14 protein-coding genes are annotated in these 15,975 nt (G+C 45.0%); 9 read left to right on the top strand and 5 right to left on the bottom strand.

Going from position 1 to position 15,975, the window contains the following annotated elements:
- The first annotated feature begins 391 nt into the window (after positions 1–391).
- Positions 392–868: a GxxExxY protein gene (locus tag QUB26_RS02440; protein WP_332982260.1), complete on the top strand. Its 477-nt coding sequence runs from the start codon at positions 392–394 to the stop codon at positions 866–868.
- Between the two features lie 113 nt (positions 869–981).
- Here QUB26_RS02440 and QUB26_RS02435 read toward each other — a convergent pair whose 3' ends face one another.
- Both QUB26_RS02435 and QUB26_RS02430 read right to left on the bottom strand, forming a co-directional pair.
- A complete protein-coding gene (locus QUB26_RS02435) occupies positions 982–1,713 on the bottom strand; it encodes a WecB/TagA/CpsF family glycosyltransferase (protein ID WP_333316411.1) in 732 nt (243 codons plus the stop codon).
- A gap of 206 nt (positions 1,714–1,919) precedes the next feature.
- A complete protein-coding gene (locus QUB26_RS02430) occupies positions 1,920–2,057 on the bottom strand; it encodes a hypothetical protein (protein ID WP_333038037.1) in 138 nt (45 codons plus the stop codon).
- Positions 2,058–2,168: 111 nt separating this feature from the next.
- On the opposite strand from QUB26_RS02430, the gene QUB26_RS02425 reads away from it, so the two are divergent.
- The 4 genes from QUB26_RS02425 to QUB26_RS02410 all read left to right on the top strand — a co-directional run bounded on the left by QUB26_RS02425 (position 2,169) and on the right by QUB26_RS02410 (position 9,165).
- A complete protein-coding gene (locus tag QUB26_RS02425) occupies positions 2,169–5,378 on the top strand; it encodes a glycoside hydrolase family 15 protein (RefSeq protein ID WP_333316409.1) in 3,210 nt (1,069 codons plus the stop codon).
- A gap of 158 nt (positions 5,379–5,536) precedes the next feature.
- A complete protein-coding gene (locus QUB26_RS02420; RefSeq protein ID WP_333295748.1) occupies positions 5,537–6,376 on the top strand; it encodes a TdeIII family type II restriction endonuclease in 840 nt (279 codons plus the stop codon).
- Positions 6,377–6,448: 72 nt separating this feature from the next.
- Complete coding sequence (locus QUB26_RS02415) at positions 6,449–7,399, top strand: PmeII family type II restriction endonuclease (RefSeq protein WP_333316407.1); 951 nt, start codon at positions 6,449–6,451, stop codon at positions 7,397–7,399.
- A gap of 77 nt (positions 7,400–7,476) precedes the next feature.
- The gene (locus QUB26_RS02410; protein ID WP_333316405.1) at positions 7,477–9,165 is read left to right on the top strand and encodes an IS66 family transposase; all 1,689 of its coding nucleotides are present in this window, start codon (positions 7,477–7,479) and stop codon (positions 9,163–9,165) included.
- Between the two features lie 81 nt (positions 9,166–9,246).
- On the opposite strand, the gene hisB is transcribed toward QUB26_RS02410, so the two are convergent.
- Both hisB and fabI read right to left on the bottom strand, forming a co-directional pair.
- Positions 9,247–9,885: an imidazoleglycerol-phosphate dehydratase HisB gene (gene hisB, locus QUB26_RS02405; protein WP_445299583.1), complete on the bottom strand. Its 639-nt coding sequence runs from the start codon at positions 9,883–9,885 to the stop codon at positions 9,247–9,249.
- A 405-nt stretch (positions 9,886–10,290) separates the two neighbouring features.
- The gene (gene fabI / locus QUB26_RS02400; protein WP_006634022.1) at positions 10,291–11,067 is read right to left on the bottom strand and encodes an enoyl-ACP reductase FabI; all 777 of its coding nucleotides are present in this window, start codon (positions 11,065–11,067) and stop codon (positions 10,291–10,293) included.
- 329 nt (positions 11,068–11,396) lie between these two features.
- On the opposite strand from fabI, the gene ntcA reads away from it, so the two are divergent.
- The 3 genes from ntcA (at position 11,397) to QUB26_RS02385 (ending at position 14,734) form a co-directional block, all read left to right on the top strand.
- Positions 11,397–12,062 carry a global nitrogen regulator NtcA gene (gene ntcA, locus QUB26_RS02395; protein WP_333272220.1) on the top strand — a complete coding sequence of 222 codons (666 nt, stop codon included), beginning with the start codon at positions 11,397–11,399 and terminating at the stop codon, positions 12,060–12,062.
- A gap of 77 nt (positions 12,063–12,139) precedes the next feature.
- Positions 12,140–13,831 (top strand): DUF3084 domain-containing protein, encoded by a 1,692-nt coding sequence (locus QUB26_RS02390; protein WP_333316401.1) that lies wholly within the window; start codon positions 12,140–12,142, stop codon positions 13,829–13,831.
- Positions 13,832–14,191: 360 nt separating this feature from the next.
- The gene (locus QUB26_RS02385) at positions 14,192–14,734 is read left to right on the top strand and encodes a hypothetical protein (RefSeq protein ID WP_333239626.1); all 543 of its coding nucleotides are present in this window, start codon (positions 14,192–14,194) and stop codon (positions 14,732–14,734) included.
- A 67-nt stretch (positions 14,735–14,801) separates the two neighbouring features.
- Here QUB26_RS02385 and QUB26_RS02380 read toward each other — a convergent pair whose 3' ends face one another.
- A complete protein-coding gene (locus QUB26_RS02380; protein WP_333239624.1) occupies positions 14,802–15,233 on the bottom strand; it encodes a hypothetical protein in 432 nt (143 codons plus the stop codon).
- Between the two features lie 192 nt (positions 15,234–15,425).
- Here QUB26_RS02380 and QUB26_RS02375 point away from each other — a divergent pair, with 192 nt between their 5' ends.
- Complete coding sequence (locus tag QUB26_RS02375) at positions 15,426–15,821, top strand: pre-16S rRNA-processing nuclease YqgF (protein ID WP_333239622.1); 396 nt, start codon at positions 15,426–15,428, stop codon at positions 15,819–15,821.
- Positions 15,822–15,975: the final 154 nt, after the last annotated feature.

Below are 15,975 nucleotides of genomic sequence, written 5' to 3'. Positions count from 1 at the left end.
CCCGCGAGGGGACAAGCAGCAACCAGCACCACACGGATCAACACGGATACACGGAGGATAGCCAAATTGGTCAATTAGCTAAACCTCCGAGGAGTCAACCCATCCGTGTATCCGTGTCAAAATCCGTGTAGTGCTGTGTGCCAAAATCACTAATTGTGATCCACCTCTTCCCCGCGAGGGGACAAGCAGCAACCAGCACGACACGGATACACAGAGGATAGCCAAATTAGCCAATTAGCTAAACCTCAGACGAGTCAAACCATCCGTGTATCCGTGTCAAAATCCGTGTAGTGCTGTGCTTTCCAGAGAAAAAATTTTTCTGTCTGGGTGAATTTTTTGGGTGCTATGCCAAAATAAGGAAAAAAGGATCTCAACAATTGGACAGAAAAAAATGAGCGAAAAGATTCAGGCTCCACATGAAGACCTAACTTATCGGATCATAGGTGCAGGTATGGCCGTTCACAGACAGCTTGGGCCGGGTTACAAAGAAGCAATTTATCAGGAAAAACTCGAACAACAACTGACAAAAGAGGGAATCGGTTTTGAGCCACAAAAAAACCTTCCCGTTTACTACAACGAGCAGTTACTTGGTTTGTACATTCCAGATTTTATTATTGAAAACAAAGTTATTCTGGAAATCAAAGCCTTCGCTACACTTCATAAAAAGTATTTGGGACAAGTCATTACTTACCTGAATCACACGGCTTTACCAATTGGTTTATTAATGAATTTTGGTGACAGAAGACTGCTATCGCGGCGTGTATTTCCCTCACCTCAAGCTACTGAGTTTCGCGACAACCATCAGTGGATATTTGTCCCTGACTGGCTGCAAGCTCAAAAACGAAGTCAAGAAGAGACTCCGTTTTAGAGCCAGATGGCGCTAATCAGTGGCAAATAGTAAGATGATTCTATTCATCCGTGTATCCGTGTCAAAATCCGTGTCGTGATCCGTCTCAAAATCACTGTCCTGCTTACACTAACTTACCCTCGAAAATCCCCCAAAGCTTTCAATGCAAATTGTGGCAAAGCTAACATTCTGCGCCACCGCCAAGGTTCTTGATAAAGCCGGTACAACCATTCTAAATGATTGTCGCAAAACCAAGCCGGCGCGCGGTCTTTTGTTCCCGCCCAAATATCAAAACTGCCGCCAACTCCCACCCAAATCGAATCAGGACAAAGGTGTCTGTGTTCGGCAATCCAAAATTCTTGGCGTGGCACTCCCAAGCCTACAAAAATCAGTTTGGGCTGCATTTGTTTGAGGCTTTCACGGAAGTCTTTCTCTTCATCAGCCGAAAGATAACCGTGTTGAGAAGCAATCGACAATCCGTTAACTTTTTGCTGCCAAGTTTCCGCCGCCGCAGCCGCTACCCCTGGGGAACCTCCAAAGAAAAATAGTGGTTCCGAATCAGGCAATTTTCCGGCTTGTTGCAGCAGCGATTCTGCTAATTCAATCCCTGGATAGCGCTGTGCCGGTTTGCCACGCAGCCGCAAGTACAGCACCACTCCCGAACCGTCGGGAATCACCAGTTCCGCTTTGCGAATTACATCTGCTAAGGCCTGATTTTGCTCGGCTTGCATGGCCATTTCAGCATTCAAAGTCACCACATGACTTCCTAATCCTTGATGCAGACGCTCCATCAGCCAACCTGCATAATCATCTAATATGTGAACTGGTAGTCCCAGCACTGAAAATTGCGGGCGCGATCGATCCATATTTTTTTCTTTGAGGTTCCTACACACCTAGTTATTTAAATTAGCTTAGATTGGCGATCGACGCTAGACCAGTTTTGGTCGCAAAAAAGCCGGTTTGTGCCACCAACAGTCTGTTAAGTCATCGTTCCGTGGCCCAGAAACCGGTTTTTTGTAAGCGACGGGTGGCGCAAGTTCATTAGAGTTTGCCAGCCAAGTGCGATCGAGCATTAGCGTTCGATTTTTTTGACAGAGCCGTCGGCGTACCATTCCATCGGTACTAGCTCAATTTTACCATTAATTTTCACTGTAGAGTAGACAACTTTCACGAAAGGAACGCTGTTGTTATTGTGGTTTTGCGTAGACATGGCAATTACCTTTTTGTGTTTGGATAACTTGAGAAATGATCTAATATCTGATATATTTAAAAGTCTATTCACCCCAAATCTACTCGCATCAGGAAAAACAAGGAAAACGAAATGGCGATCGCAAAAAACCAGCGGCAAACCAGGTTAGATTATTACTACGAGCAAATCAAAACCATCATCCTCAAGCGCCAGAACCCAATTACAGGTTTGCTGCCCGCGAGTACCGCCGTTAACGCCCACGGCGACTACACCGATGCCTGGGTGCGCGACAACGTGTACAGCATTCTCGCGGTTTGGGGTTTGGGTTTAGCTTACCGCAAAATTGATGGCGATCAGGGCAGGACATTTGAACTCGAACACAGCACAGTCAAACTGATGCGCGGCTTGCTGTTTGCGATGATGCAGCAATCGAGCAAAGTAGAACATTTTAAAAATACTCAGTCGCCGCTAGATGCCCTGCACGCTAAATACAATACTCAAACTGGAAGTATTGTTGTCGGGGATGACCAGTGGGGACATTTACAGTTAGACGCTACATCTATATTCTTATTAATTCTTGCTCAAATGACGGCTTCCGGGCTGCACGTAATTTTTACAATTGATGAAGTCAATTTCGTGCAAAATTTAGTTTACTACATCGGTAGAGCCTACCGCACGCCGGATTACGGAATTTGGGAAAGAGGCCATAAAATTAATCGCGGCAATGCAGAATTGAACGCCAGTTCAGTTGGCATGGCTAAAGCAGCCCTGGAAGCAATAAATGGGTTAGATTTGTTCGGAATTAAAGGTTCTCAAGCCTCAGTTATTCACGTTTTGCCAGACGAAATTGCCAGAAGTCGCATAACTTTGGAATCACTTTTGCCTCGCGAATCTAGTTCCAAAGAAGTAGATGCAGCTTTATTGAGCGTGATTAGTTTTCCGGCTTTTGCTGTTGAAGACCGAGAATTAATAGAACGGACTCGGAATAAGATTATTGACAAATTGCAAGGAAAATACGGCTGCAAGCGGTTTCTGCGGGACGGACACCAAACAGTGTTGGAAGATGCCGATCGCCTGCACTACGAACCCACAGAATTAAGGCAGTTCGAGCACATTGAATGCGAGTGGCCGCTATTTTTCACTTATTTATTCTTGGACGGCCTATTTCAGGGAAATCAAGCCCAAGTGCAGGAGTACCAGCAGCGTTTGGAATCTCTAGCAGTCGATCGCTCTGGTGTGCCGCTACTACCCGAATTGTACTACGTCCCCGCCGAAAATATTGAAGCAGAAAAGCTAAATCCCAGCAGCCAGCAGCGCTTGCCCAATGAAAATATTCCCCTCGTTTGGGCGCAAAGTTTGTACTTTCTCGGTCAATTGCTAAATGAAGGATTAATCGCAGTGGGCGATATTGACCCGCTGGGAAGGCATTTGTCAGTGGGCCCGCACAGAGAACCTTTAGTGCAAATTGCGCTGTTAGCTGAAGACGAAGATTTGCAAGCAGAATTAGCCGCTAACGGCATTGCGGCACAAACCCCAAAACAGGTAGAACCAATTCAAGTCCGCCAGACTAAAGAATTATCAGCTATTTACACGCAAATTGGACGCAACGACCAATTAGGCTTAACCGGCCGCCCCGTGCGCCGTTTGCGGAGTTTAACAACTTCTAGGGTGTTTAAAATTCGCGAAGAGGCGATCGTATTCCTCCCATCATTTTTGAACAGACAAGAGTTTTACTTAACTTTAGATTACCATTTTTTAGTAGCTCAAATCAAAAGCGAAATAGCTCACATTCACCACCACTGGTATCAGTTGGGACGCCCTACGGTAACGCTGATGCTGACTCACACGATGCTGGAAACCGGGCGGGAAGCGTTGTTAGAATTAATGAAGGAATTCCGGGATGGACACTGTAACAACACGCCAGTTAAACTCGGAAATCTTAAGCAGTTAATGCTGACCGCTGGCACGGAGAGAATTGATTTCATGCACGATTTTGAATTCACAGAATCTCCAGTTACAGGTGCAGTCGAAACTCCCAGATATCTCGGTTACAATCCTGAAAAAACTTGGCCTCTGGGTCATACGCAAGAATTTAAATTAGAGTGCGAAACTAATACTCAATTTTTGCTGACTAGCCTGCGCGAATCAGAAAATTTGTACGAACAAATTGAGCTGCTGCACACCTTGGTTCGCCTCAAAGGGTTAAACTTTGATACAGGATTTGGAGGGGCGGAAGAAACAGTTAAAGTTGTGGATTTGCTCAACGAAGTTTATACAAAAGCTGGAGAAAGTTCGCAATCAAAAATCCAATGGGCAGTCATCCGCCATGCCGCAGGTTTGCTGGACAAGGTTGATATCAGCTTGTCCGATGCGGTGACAGACATTTTGGTGCGGCAAAAACAGATTGCTGTGGGGAAAGCCTACAGCGAAGATTCGATAATTTCGCGACCCGGATCTTACACGGAAGTGATGGACAAAATTCGCCAATTCTGCGGAGAAGACATTCGCGATCGAGTTCTAACTCAAGAAGTTCTCATCTACCTCGGCCTGCTAATTAAAGCCGAACCGCAGTTATTTAAAGGCCTGCTGACGCTAAGAGTTAGCTACTTTATTTTGCTGCTGACTAGCGAGTTTGCTCGCGAATTGGGAGTTACCCAAAATGAAGCTTACGAGCATTTAATGCAGCTAAGTCCCTTTGAAATCAAAAATCGCCTGCGCCAAGTGTTGACGGAATACGAGGAAATGAATCAAATCCTCAAACAGCAAGAATCCCTGCGCGTCAAACAGCCGGAAAAAGATATTGAATGGGTAGTAGCGCCAGTTTCTGAAGAAGCAACAATGCCTGGGGGAGGATGGCGCCGGAAGCGGCAAATGGAAGGTACTGTCAATCGCGTACCGAAGGATTTTTATCCGAGTGTTTGGGGACTGCTGCGGCACTGTAAAGGCTTGATTATTGGCGACAAATTAGAGCGCCGCAATCGGTTAGATAGCCATATCATTTTATCGGAAATGACCCCTGGCGAAAAGAATTTTGCGCTACAAATCGAGCATTTGCTGAATAAGATTGTCGCGCCGGAATACCGACAAGTCAATATTGAGGCGCTGATGGAGTTGGCGGCGATCGCCCAGCGCAACCCAGAATTGCAAGTAGAAGAATACATCGTTTTAGATGTATTAGTCGGTCACGCAGTGCGCCTAAATTGGCAAGGCAAATACCCGGAAAGAGCGGGTAAATACGACGAAGATAAAGCGGCGGCTTGGCAAGCTTTTTACAATACTTCGCCTTATGTTTGCGCGAGTCACGTACTCGATGCTTTCCGATTCTTGACGAAGTTTGGATAGATTGAGGGCGGGTGGTTAATACAAGTCTCGATCAACCTTTTTGTAGTAAAAACTTCCGTCCTTTCTTTGCCAACTCATCAGCAAGAGCTAAAGTCCTAACTACAAAGTTATTACATTTTTGCAACAAGTAAAGTAAACTGAATATTGGCAGTAAAATAATGTCAGCTATTAGCTCAATTACACGCGCCATCATCAAAGCATACTTAGAAGTTTTCATCGAAAACCTTGTCAATGAATACAGAGGACGGCTAATACCGAAACTTGATATTCCAGCAGCATATTTATCAGGCCAATCCTCTACAGAGCAATCCGAACTATTACAAACTGCGATCGTGCCGTCAGAGTTGCTACGGATTAACGAGTTTGAAAGAGGTTTCAGCAGCCGTTTGGGCACAACTTATGAAGAATGTGCAAAACTCATTGCTTTGGAACATCACCAAGAAGCAAGCAGAAGCTATGAAATTTCTGGCGAAGTTAGCATAGAGGCTATCCATGAAATTGAGCGTCAGCTAGCGCTATTTGAGCAGTCAGCAGACAAAAATGAAAATAAACCTGCTTTTGAAGAAATGATAGAAGCTGTTCTTGAGGCTCAAAAAACTAACCATTTAGTTACGCGATCGGTCAAAGCAGATTTGTACGTGCTATCTCATGACGGGAGCCAATTTTTCTTTGAAATTAAAGGGTCAAAACCCAACAAAGGACAATGTTTGGAGGTAATTCAACGACTGCTGAGATTTCATTTACTTTGCGGACAGTCTCGCCCCGCTGCTCAATGTTATTATGCTATGGCTTACAATCCTTACGGGCCAAATCGTTCAGATTATAAATGGTCAGTGGCAAGGAAGTATACGCCCTTTGAACAAGCTGTAATTATGGGAGATGAGTTTTGGAATATTATAGGGGGAGAGACTGCCTACGAAGAACTTTTGGATATATATCAAGAAGTCGGGCGGGAGAAGGGTAAGTATATGCTTGATGCTCTTGCTTTTGGATTTTAGTAAAGTATGAGTTTCTTCAGCTTTCTCTTTTCAGTTAACTAATATTTAAAATAGAGTTGAGGAGAAATAAAAGTGTCAGAGCAACTTCATGAATTATTAGCATTTGTTTTAGAAAAAGAAGTAGGACTGCCGGCCAGAAAGTCTCAATCTTTAGCCGGTCACTTTGCGGAGTTAGAAGAATTTATTAACTTAGAAGCAGAAACACTTAGAAACGGCATCAGCAGCATATCGGGCAAAAGAGCGCTCAGATTTACTTGCGATGAGATTGAACGCATTTTAGCATTTATATCTTCAGGCCAACTGTCGCTGCAACTTACTATCGCTGAAAATTTTTTAGCCAGCATTTGTCGAGATTTTACTGGGCGACAGCTAGTTATGGTTGAAAATCTGACTTTAGGGAAAATTCATCCCAACCCATTTTTAATTAGGGCGTTAAATTTGGACACTCCCGAAGAAGTTGTCAGGCTCAATGTTTATATGACTGCTACTAGGTCTATTGTCACTTCAATGGGATTGTTTATTCAAAAACTATTGATATCTTGCTCTGAAAGTGCAGAAATTGCACCGGAAGAGTCTGGATGGGACGCAATTAAAACTACCAGTGATGGCGAGAAATGCTGGATACAGGTAAAAAGCGGCCCGAATGATATGGATAAAGACCAGATAGTATATTGGGCTGCCAAAATTGAGGAAAAAATTCAGGAGGGCGATCGCGCTTATATTGGTATAGCTTACGGCAAAAGAACTAATAAAACTGTAACACTTGGTTTGCTGAAGCAAATTTTGCCCAATTCGGAAATGATCACTTTAATCGGTCGAGAACTGTGGGATTTTGTTAGTGAAGATACTCGCTATACTGTGAATCTGTTTGAAGTTTTGCGTCAGTCGGCTAGTCAAGTTTTAGCACAAAGTTCTATTGATGAAGCTATAGAAAGGTGTAGCGATCGAATCATCGCTGAATTTATCGGAAAGTACGGCGAGGGAAGTCAAGGTGTTTTTAACTATATAGCAGATATATTTTGATTGTATCCGCTCAATAAGTAGCGGTAGCACAGAAAAAAAAATAAGCAGAGTACACAAAGTGTCATAAAATAGGACACATGACGCCAAAGATTATTTCACAAGACAAGTCATCCTCAGATTTACTGCAAACCATCGACCCCCCAGGGATTGCAGACGAATCCATGCGTCATAAAGTAGAGCTCTTACTGAACCTCATTGAGCAATTACAATTAAAAGTCAAAGACTTAGAGTCAGAGAATCAACGGTTAAAAGATGAAAACAACCGATTGAAGGGAGAACAAGGAAAACCAGACATCAAAGCCAACTCCAAAGGGTTCAAAAGCCAGCACTCGTCAGAGAAAGAGCGAAAAACGCCAAAAAAGCATAGCAAAGGCAGTAAGAACGCGACGATTAAAATAGATCGAGAAGAAATACTAGAATATCCTAAAGACCAACTGCCAGCAGATGCAGAATTTAAAGGATACGAGCAAGTAATCATCCAAGATATCAGCTTGGCAACCGACAACATATTGTTCCGTAAACAGAAATATTACTCACCCTCACTCCGAAAAACTTATGTAGCAGAATTACCATTAGGCTACGAAGGAGAATTTGGACCAGGAATCAAAGCCTTAATCATCAGTTTGTACTATGGGGGCAATATGACGCAAGGCAAACTACTAGATTTTTTAGCCGATTTAGGTATTTCCATCTCAGCAGGTTATTTATCCAACCTGTTAATCAAAAACCACTCCGGTTTTGAAACCGAGAAACAAGAAGTTTATGATTCAGGACTAGCGAGTAGCCCTTGGCAACACTTTGACCAAACTGGCGCGCGTGTAGGTGGAGTCAACCATACCACCAATATCATCTGCAACCCTTTATATACAGTCTACTTTACAACAGCTAATAAAGATAGACTGACGGTAATCAAAGGATTACAGCCGGGACGAGAACTGAAATTTATTCTAAATCCACTCACATTCTCACTAATTCAGGACTTCAAAATCCCGATTAAATGGCAGAATGCTCTCAAGCTATTACCTCAAGAAACGGTGTTGAGTGAGTCACAGTTTAATCACCTACTCAATAAGTATGTACCCAAACTGGGTGCTCAACAACTGACCCGGATTAGGGAAGCAGCAGCTATTGCTTTCTATCATCAGCAAACTGATTGCCCAGTTGTACAAACTCTCTGTTGTGATGATGCTCCGCAATTCAAGTTAATCACTGCCGAGCGAGCGTTATGTTGGGTACACGAGGGCAGGCATTACAAGAAGTTAAGCCCATTATTCCATTGCCATCAAGTAATTTTAGGGAAATTTATCGAAGATTTCTGGGATTATTATCGGGAATTATTAGCTTACTCATACGCTCCCAGTCCCGAAGCTGCACAGCCTTTAAAGGCTAAATTTCGGCTGCTTTTTGAAACTCCGAGTGGCTATGAATTGTTGGATGAACGCAAACAATTAACTGCGACAAAAGTATCGGAGTTGCTGAGAGTTTTAGAGCATCCTGAATTACCTTTACACAATAATCCGGCTGAGTTAGCTGCCAGAACTATGGTGCAGCGACGTAATATTAGTTATGCAACTCAAACGATTGAGGGTACTCAAGCATGGGATACTTTTATGTCTCTTGTTGCTACTACTCGTCAGTTGAGAATCAGTTTTTTCGATTATGTCCGAGATCGAATTTCTCACCTTGGAATTATTCCCTCTCTATCTACTATTATTCGCGAAAAATCTTCTCTTCATCCCTTGGGCTTGTCTTGGCAACTAGAATAACTGCTCCCCCTATTTATTGAGCCGATACTTTTGATTTACAGGTTCGTAGTAGCGCCCAGAAGCGCTACTACAAACCCCATACTACAAAACTCCTTTAGAACTCGGAATCCCACTGGCGCGCCGCGGATCGATTTCTACCGCCATCCGCAGAGCTCTCGCAAATGCTTTAAACGCCGCTTCCACAATGTGATGAGAATTCCCGCCCTGCAACTGTCGAATGTGCAGTGTCATTTGAGTGTGGTTCACCACCGCCGAAAAAAACTCTCTCACTAATTCAGTATCGTAAGTGCCGATCCGCTGGTTGGGAATTTCTAAGCTGTAACTTAAGTGAGGCCGTCCCGAAAAGTCTAGCACTACTTCAATTAAAGCTTCATCCAAAGGTGCGATGAAATGCCCGAAGCGAGAAATGCCCGATCGATCCCCGACAGCTTTTGCTAGCGCTTGGCCCAAGGTAATTCCCACATCCTCGTTCGTGTGGTGGTCGTCAATCTCCAAATCCCCGATCGCCTGCACGTCCAAATCGATCAATCCGTGAGAAGCAATCTGGTGCAACATATGGTCTAAAAACGGAATCCCCGTAGACGCCTTGCAAGTTCCCACACCGTCGAGATTGAGGCTAGCAGTGACATCCGTTTCCAGTGTCGTGCGTTTCACCAAGGCGGCCCTACCTGGTTGAACTGAAGTTGCAGGAGGTACAGAAGGGCGATCGATTATCTCCATAATTCGCAATTGGTCATTCATTAGTTATTGATAATTAGTAATTTGAGAACGGGATTTTTTTAGTGTTGAGTCTCAAGCGAGGGGCTGGTTCTGCATACAACTGACATCAGACACCAATGTCTATCAAGGGATTTTTGGTGGGTGGGGGCGGGTTTATTTAACCTGTCTGTCACCGGAGAAACTTTTTGGTGAACCCGCCCCTACAGGTTCTTGAAAATGGTGCAAGAAGATGCGAGTGGGTGGGGGCGGGTTTATTTAACCTGTCTGTCACGGGAGAAACTTTTTGGTGAACCCGCCCCTACAGGTTCTTGAAAATGGTGCAAGAAGATGCGAGATAAAACTTACTTCTTATTAAAGTTTATTGTCTCAACCCGCCCCTACATAACTCAACATTCTCGACTACCGTTACATTCCCATGATTTCGTAACCGGCATCGACATACAAAACTTGACCTGTAATCCCGCTAGCGAGATTGCTGCACAGAAAAGCCGCAGCATTTCCCACTTCCTGCTGAGTCACCGTCCGCCGCAGCGGGGCCACTTCCTCAACGTGGTGGATCATGTCCAGAATACCGCCAACTGCTGACGAAGCCAGAGTCCGAATCGGGCCAGAAGAAATCGCATTTACCCGAATATTTAACGGGCCGAGTTCAGCAGCCAGATAGCGAACATTCATTTCCAAAGCCGCCTTAGCAATTCCCATCACATTATAATTAGGAACTACTCGGACGCCGCCCAAATAAGTCAGCGTCACAATACTGCCGCCCTCGGCCATCAGCGGTTTAGCAGCAGCACAAAGCCGCACCAGCGAGTAAGCGCTAATATCCAAAGCATTGGAGAAACCTTGGCGCGAAGTGTTCGTGAAATCTCCCGAAAGTTCGTCCTTGCCAGCAAACGCCAGACAGTGGATTAGGACATCTAACTTGCCCCACTTGTCGGCGATGGTTTGAAAAGTAGACTCAATTTCGCTCTCGTCTTGGACATTGCAGGGCAAATACAGACTGGGATTGAGCGGTTCCACCAGTTCAGCGACTTTGCGCTCGTGCTTGCCTTTCTCGTCCTTCAAATAAGTTATGCCGAGGTTGGCCCCAGCTTTGTGGAGCTGCTGAGCGATGCCCCAGGCGATCGAGCGATTGTTGGCAATGCCCGTAACAAGAGCATTTTTTCCGGTCAAATCTATCATCTGTAGTTTATCTAAAAGCAACTTGCACCGTTCTCATTGGCTATATCTGACAACCCCGCCAGTTTAGACACAACTGATTCAGATTTAACTGATTCAGACACAATTGAGACACAATTGAGACACAATTGATATTAATTTTGCTGTGGAGCTACATGGGGGCGGAATTGAAAAAGTTAAGAGAAGGGCTAGATTTAATCATACAGTGCGTGTTTACCTTAACATTAGATGGAAGTAACAGAATCCCTAGATATTGGAGGTTGGGCAGTATATTTACTCAATAAGGTTAATCGGCAAGTTATAAAGTATTGATTAGTACAAAGGATCTAGTCGTGACGCATGATAGACCGCTAGCAGCCGTGTTCCGCCAAATCAGCGGCGGGGCGTTTCCACCCATTGTGGAAACCTTTGAACGGGGCAAGACAATTTTTTTCCCTGGAGACCCGGCTGAGCGCGTCTACGTTCTCATTAGAGGTGCTGTGAAGCTCTCCAGGGTTTACGAAGCAGGGGAAGAAATTACAGTCGCCCTCCTGCGCGAAAATAGCGTATTTGGGGTGCTGTCTCTGATTACGGGACACCGATCGGACAGGTTTTACCACGCGGTAGCCTTTACGCCAGTGGAATTGATCTCGCTGCCGATCGAACAAGTCGAGAAAGCGCTCAAGGAAGACCCGGAACTGTCGATGGTGATGCTGCGGGGACTGTCGTCTCGGATTTTGCAAACCGAGATGATGATCGAAACGCTGGCGCACCGAGATATGGGTTCGAGACTCGTCAGCTTTTTGCTGATTCTGTGCCGGGATTTTGGCGTGCCGGGGGCTGAGGGGATTACGATAGATTTGAAGCTGTCCCACCAGGCGATCGCCGAAGCGATCGGCTCGACGCGGGTAACGGTGACTCGTTTGCTGGGCGATCTCAGGCAAGAAACCATGATCTCGATCCACAAGAAAAAGATCACAGTCCACAACCCGGTGGCCCTAAGCCAGCAATTCACTTGATGCCGAGAAAGTATAGGATTTTGGATTTTGGATTTTAGATTCAATCCAAAATCCAAAATCCAAAATCTAAAATCGGAATGACTGCTGGATACATCCTGGTATTTGTAATTTTAGTGTTGGGGGGTGTGATCGCCACTGTCAGCGATCGCCTTGGGACGAAAGTCGGCAAGGCAAGATTGAGCTTGTTCAAACTTCGCCCCCGCGATACTGCTGTTGTTGTGACAGTGATGGCTGGCAGCATCTTGTCTGCACTGACTCTGGGCATTTTGTTTGCTACTAGCAAGCCGCTGCGAACCGGAGTTTTTAGAATAGACGAGATTCAAAAAAGGCTCAACAACGCCCGCAGAGAAATCAACCAAGCCACTCAAGAAAAAAATCGAGTTGAAACTGAATTAGCTCAAGCCAGAGCCGCTCAAGCGCAAGCTAGAGCCAATTTAGAGCAAATAAATCAATCCCTCCAAGCAGCTAATGCTGAGCAAGCTCTGACGCAAACAAAATTAAACTCGCTGCGGGCCCAGCTCAACAGCGTGCAAGCAGCTAAGTCTAAAACTGAAGAGCAGTTAAGTCAGGTAGAAGCGGCTAAATCTAAGACAGAAGAACAGCTCAGCAGCGTGGAAGCAGCTAAATCCCGCACCGAAGAACAATTGAAACTGGTGGAAACGATTCGATCGACTACACAAGCTCAGCTCGATCGCACCGAGAACCAATTGAAAACAGTTTCCGAGCAAAAAACGACTTTAGGCTCGGAAATTGCCCAACTGCAAGAGGAGCGCCAACAGTTAATCGAGCAGCGAGAGCAGGTAAAAACTCAAATTGCCCAGCGCGACGCAGAAATTGCCAAGCGAGACGCAGAAATTGCCCAGCGGGACAAGGAAATTGTCGATCGCAACGAACTAATTGCCCAGCGAGACAAGGAAATTGCCCAGCGAATGCAAAATCTCGCCGAGCGCGATCGAACTATTATCGAGCGCGACAAAGTAATTGCCGAGAGGGAAGCACTGTTAGAAACCTTGGCACAGCAACAAGCTCAACTCGAACAGCAACAAACTGTCTTGCAGCAGCAAGTGCAAATTTTGGAACGCGACTTTCAGGCAATCCGCGAGGGTACAGTTGCTATCAGGCGCGGTCAAATTTTAGCTGCTGGCGTGGTTCGCATTATTGAACCCGGTATGGCGAGTCGCGCGATCGATCGACTTTTGCAAGAAGCAAATAAAACCACCGTCGGACTGATGCAGCCGGAAAATACCAAGGTTAGGGATCAGGTTATTCAAATTACTAAAGCAGAAATCGATCAACTAATTAGTCAGATTAAAGACGGTCAAGACTACGTGGTGCGAATTGTTGCCGGCGCTAATTACCTGCGGGAAGAAAAGCTAATTAAGGTATTTGCAGAAGCAGAAATCAATCGAGTTGTCTTCCGGGCTGGAGATGTGATTGCAGGGGTTGCTGTCGATCCGGTGACTTTGACTGACGAACAGGTGCGGCAGCAGTTGCTGCAATTGATAGAAGCTTGTCAATTTCGCGCTCGCCTAATCGGCGTTGTCGGCGGTAGAGTTCAAGTGGCAGACAGTCAGATTGAAACTTTAGCTGGTTTTATCGAGCGGTTGCAGCAGTACGAGAAACCGCTGGACGTTCAGGCGATCGCGGCAGATGTCACTTACATCGCCGGCCCGCTTAAAATAGATTTAGTTGCTCGTGAAAACGGAGTCGTTGTTTTTCGCACCGGACAACAAAAAGCCGGCCCAGGAGATTTGAAAGTTAAAAAATAAGTGCGATCGACATATCGAATTTGATGAAAAATTTTGGGCGATCGAATGACAATTTTGCTTGACATTTTCGCGCCATTGACATATCATTAAATCATGGAAATCCGTGCCGCCATATATATAGCAATCGTAGGGTGCGTCGCCACCAAAAATCTGGAAGCACCACCAACAATCTCACAGCGACGCACCATACCCAATTAGTAGGGTGTGTCGCCACCAAAAATCTGGAAGCACCACCAACAATCTCACAGCGACGCACCGCACCGCTAAGAGCGCAAAGAAAGAAACTAAGAATCGAACCCTGAGATATTGACATCACAAAACAAAATTTTGCTCAATTAAAATGCAGGATCGTGCGGTGTAATGTCAGACAATCAAAATGAACCCAGAGAATACGATGCCGTCCGTGGCGGTCAAAATTCAATTCCTGTCAATGCTGCGGTACTCGGAGGCATTCCTGGTGTTAAAAGCCGATTAGCCTCACCCATTGTCGAAGTGAGAATCGCCGCCCTCTCCGAAGCACTCAAATATGGAGAAGCTGGCTTAGATGTGATAATGCAAGCCTTGCGCGAGGAATCAATGCAGGTGAAACTTGCTGCCTATTCACTCCTGAAAGATAGAGATGATTTAAAGATAAAACCGCAGTTTCAAGACTATCTCCCTACATTTGAATTTGATGTCATTACAGTGGATGCTGAAGGAAAAGAAAACAGTCGTAGAAAGTCTTTTGCTCATTACTTCCCGGAAGACTTAGGTAATGGAGTTGTGCTCGAAATGGTTTACATTCCCGGAGGCACATTTATGATGGGTTCGCCAGAAACAGAGCGAGGTAGAAAAGATAAGGAAAGTCCGCAGTTGCTTTGGCTGTCCCTTCCTCCCTGTCTTATCTGTGAGGACTCTTCTTGACTCTTTGGCCCTTTTCCCTTTTTCCTGTTTACCCTCTTGCGCGCGCTTTAATTTTTTTTTTTGGAAGTCATCTTTGCACCCGATTCAAGATAGTAGGGTGCGTCGCCATCAGTAATTTGCAAATCAAATCGACAATCTCACAGCGACGCACCGCCTGCACAGAGGTGAGAGAAACCGGGTTTTTTCGATAAATCCAAACTGGGAAGCAAATATTGTGGCAAAAACCCGGTTTCTGATTTGTGCGCGTTGCTGTGAGAAACCGGGTTTTTTCGATAAATCCAAACTGGGAAGCAAATATTGTGGCAAAAACCCGGTTTCTGATTTGTGCGCGTTGCTGTGAGAAACCGGGTTTTTTCGATAAATCCAAACTGGGAAGCAAATATTGTGGCAAAAACCCGGTTTCTGATTGCTGCGGGGGGTCAAAGAAACCGAGTTTTTTCGATAAATTAAAACTGGAAGTAAAGATTATGGCAAAAACCCGGTTTCTGATTTTAGACATTATATGGCCGCACGGATTCCCATGATGATATAATATGTCAATCCTGCAAAAAAGTCAAGCAAAATAAGTACGATCGCCCGCAAAGATTTTGAGACATTCAAGAATGCAAGTATCAGATTAGATATAGGTTGGCGATTGAGTTGACTGGCGCTCGATCGCAACTACAAACTTATTAACACAGGACTCATAAATATGATTTTAGGTTTCGATCCAGGTAAAGACAAATGCGGCATAGCTGTAATGGGTAGAGATAAGAAGGTCTGCTACCATCAAGTTGTGCAGTCGGAAGCAGCGATATCTACTATTCAATCTTTGTGCGAACAGTTTCCCATTGAGTTATTGGTAATCGGAGATCAAACGACTTCTAAGAGTTGGAAACAAAAACTGACGCAGAGTTTGTCGCCTTTGATAAAAATTGTTCAGGTTGACGAGAGGTACAGCAGTTTAGAAGCGAGGGAACGCTACTGGCAAATGTACCCTCCGACGGGACTCGACCGCTTGATTCCCCAGGGAATGCGGACGCCACCGAAGCCAGTGGACGATATTGTGGCGATCGTCTTGATTGAGAGATATTTGAACAAAAGTTAGTCAATCTTATAACCGTTACCATTGATTCTCTTGGATTATTAAGGAATCAATATGTTTTGGTGCCTCTTAAATTTTTAACTTAGGATCGCGAATTAAATAACTTACAATTTTAATTGTTATTGTGGGATGGGCGTCCCGCCCGTCCAAAAAGGAC

The organism is Microcoleus sp. B4-C1, assembly GCF_036705285.1.
Lineage (GTDB): Bacteria > Cyanobacteriota > Cyanobacteriia > Cyanobacteriales > Microcoleaceae > Microcoleus.
This window is presented reverse-complemented; position numbering and strand designations above follow the sequence as displayed.

What these genes read in the sequence shown, in the direction of transcription:
- QUB26_RS02440 (WP_332982260.1), top strand. Translation starts at nt 392, where the DNA reads ATGAGCGAAAAGATTCAGGCTCCACATGAAGACCTAACTTATCGGATC.
- QUB26_RS02435 (WP_333316411.1), bottom strand. Translation starts at nt 1,713, where the DNA reads ATGGATCGATCGCGCCCGCAATTTTCAGTGCTGGGACTACCAGTTCAC.
- QUB26_RS02430 (WP_333038037.1), bottom strand. Translation starts at nt 2,057, where the DNA reads ATGTCTACGCAAAACCACAATAACAACAGCGTTCCTTTCGTGAAAGTT.
- QUB26_RS02425 (WP_333316409.1), top strand. Translation starts at nt 2,169, where the DNA reads ATGGCGATCGCAAAAAACCAGCGGCAAACCAGGTTAGATTATTACTAC.
- QUB26_RS02420 (WP_333295748.1), top strand. Translation starts at nt 5,537, where the DNA reads ATGTCAGCTATTAGCTCAATTACACGCGCCATCATCAAAGCATACTTA.
- QUB26_RS02410 (WP_333316405.1), top strand. Translation starts at nt 7,477, where the DNA reads ATGACGCCAAAGATTATTTCACAAGACAAGTCATCCTCAGATTTACTG.
- hisB (WP_445299583.1), bottom strand. Translation starts at nt 9,885, where the DNA reads ATGGAGATAATCGATCGCCCTTCTGTACCTCCTGCAACTTCAGTTCAA.
- fabI (WP_006634022.1), bottom strand. Translation starts at nt 11,067, where the DNA reads ATGATAGATTTGACCGGAAAAAATGCTCTTGTTACGGGCATTGCCAAC.
- QUB26_RS02390 (WP_333316401.1), top strand. Translation starts at nt 12,140, where the DNA reads ATGACTGCTGGATACATCCTGGTATTTGTAATTTTAGTGTTGGGGGGT.
- QUB26_RS02385 (WP_333239626.1), top strand. Translation starts at nt 14,192, where the DNA reads ATGTCAGACAATCAAAATGAACCCAGAGAATACGATGCCGTCCGTGGC.
- QUB26_RS02380 (WP_333239624.1), bottom strand. Translation starts at nt 15,233, where the DNA reads ATGTCTAAAATCAGAAACCGGGTTTTTGCCATAATCTTTACTTCCAGT.
- QUB26_RS02375 (WP_333239622.1), top strand. Translation starts at nt 15,426, where the DNA reads ATGATTTTAGGTTTCGATCCAGGTAAAGACAAATGCGGCATAGCTGTA.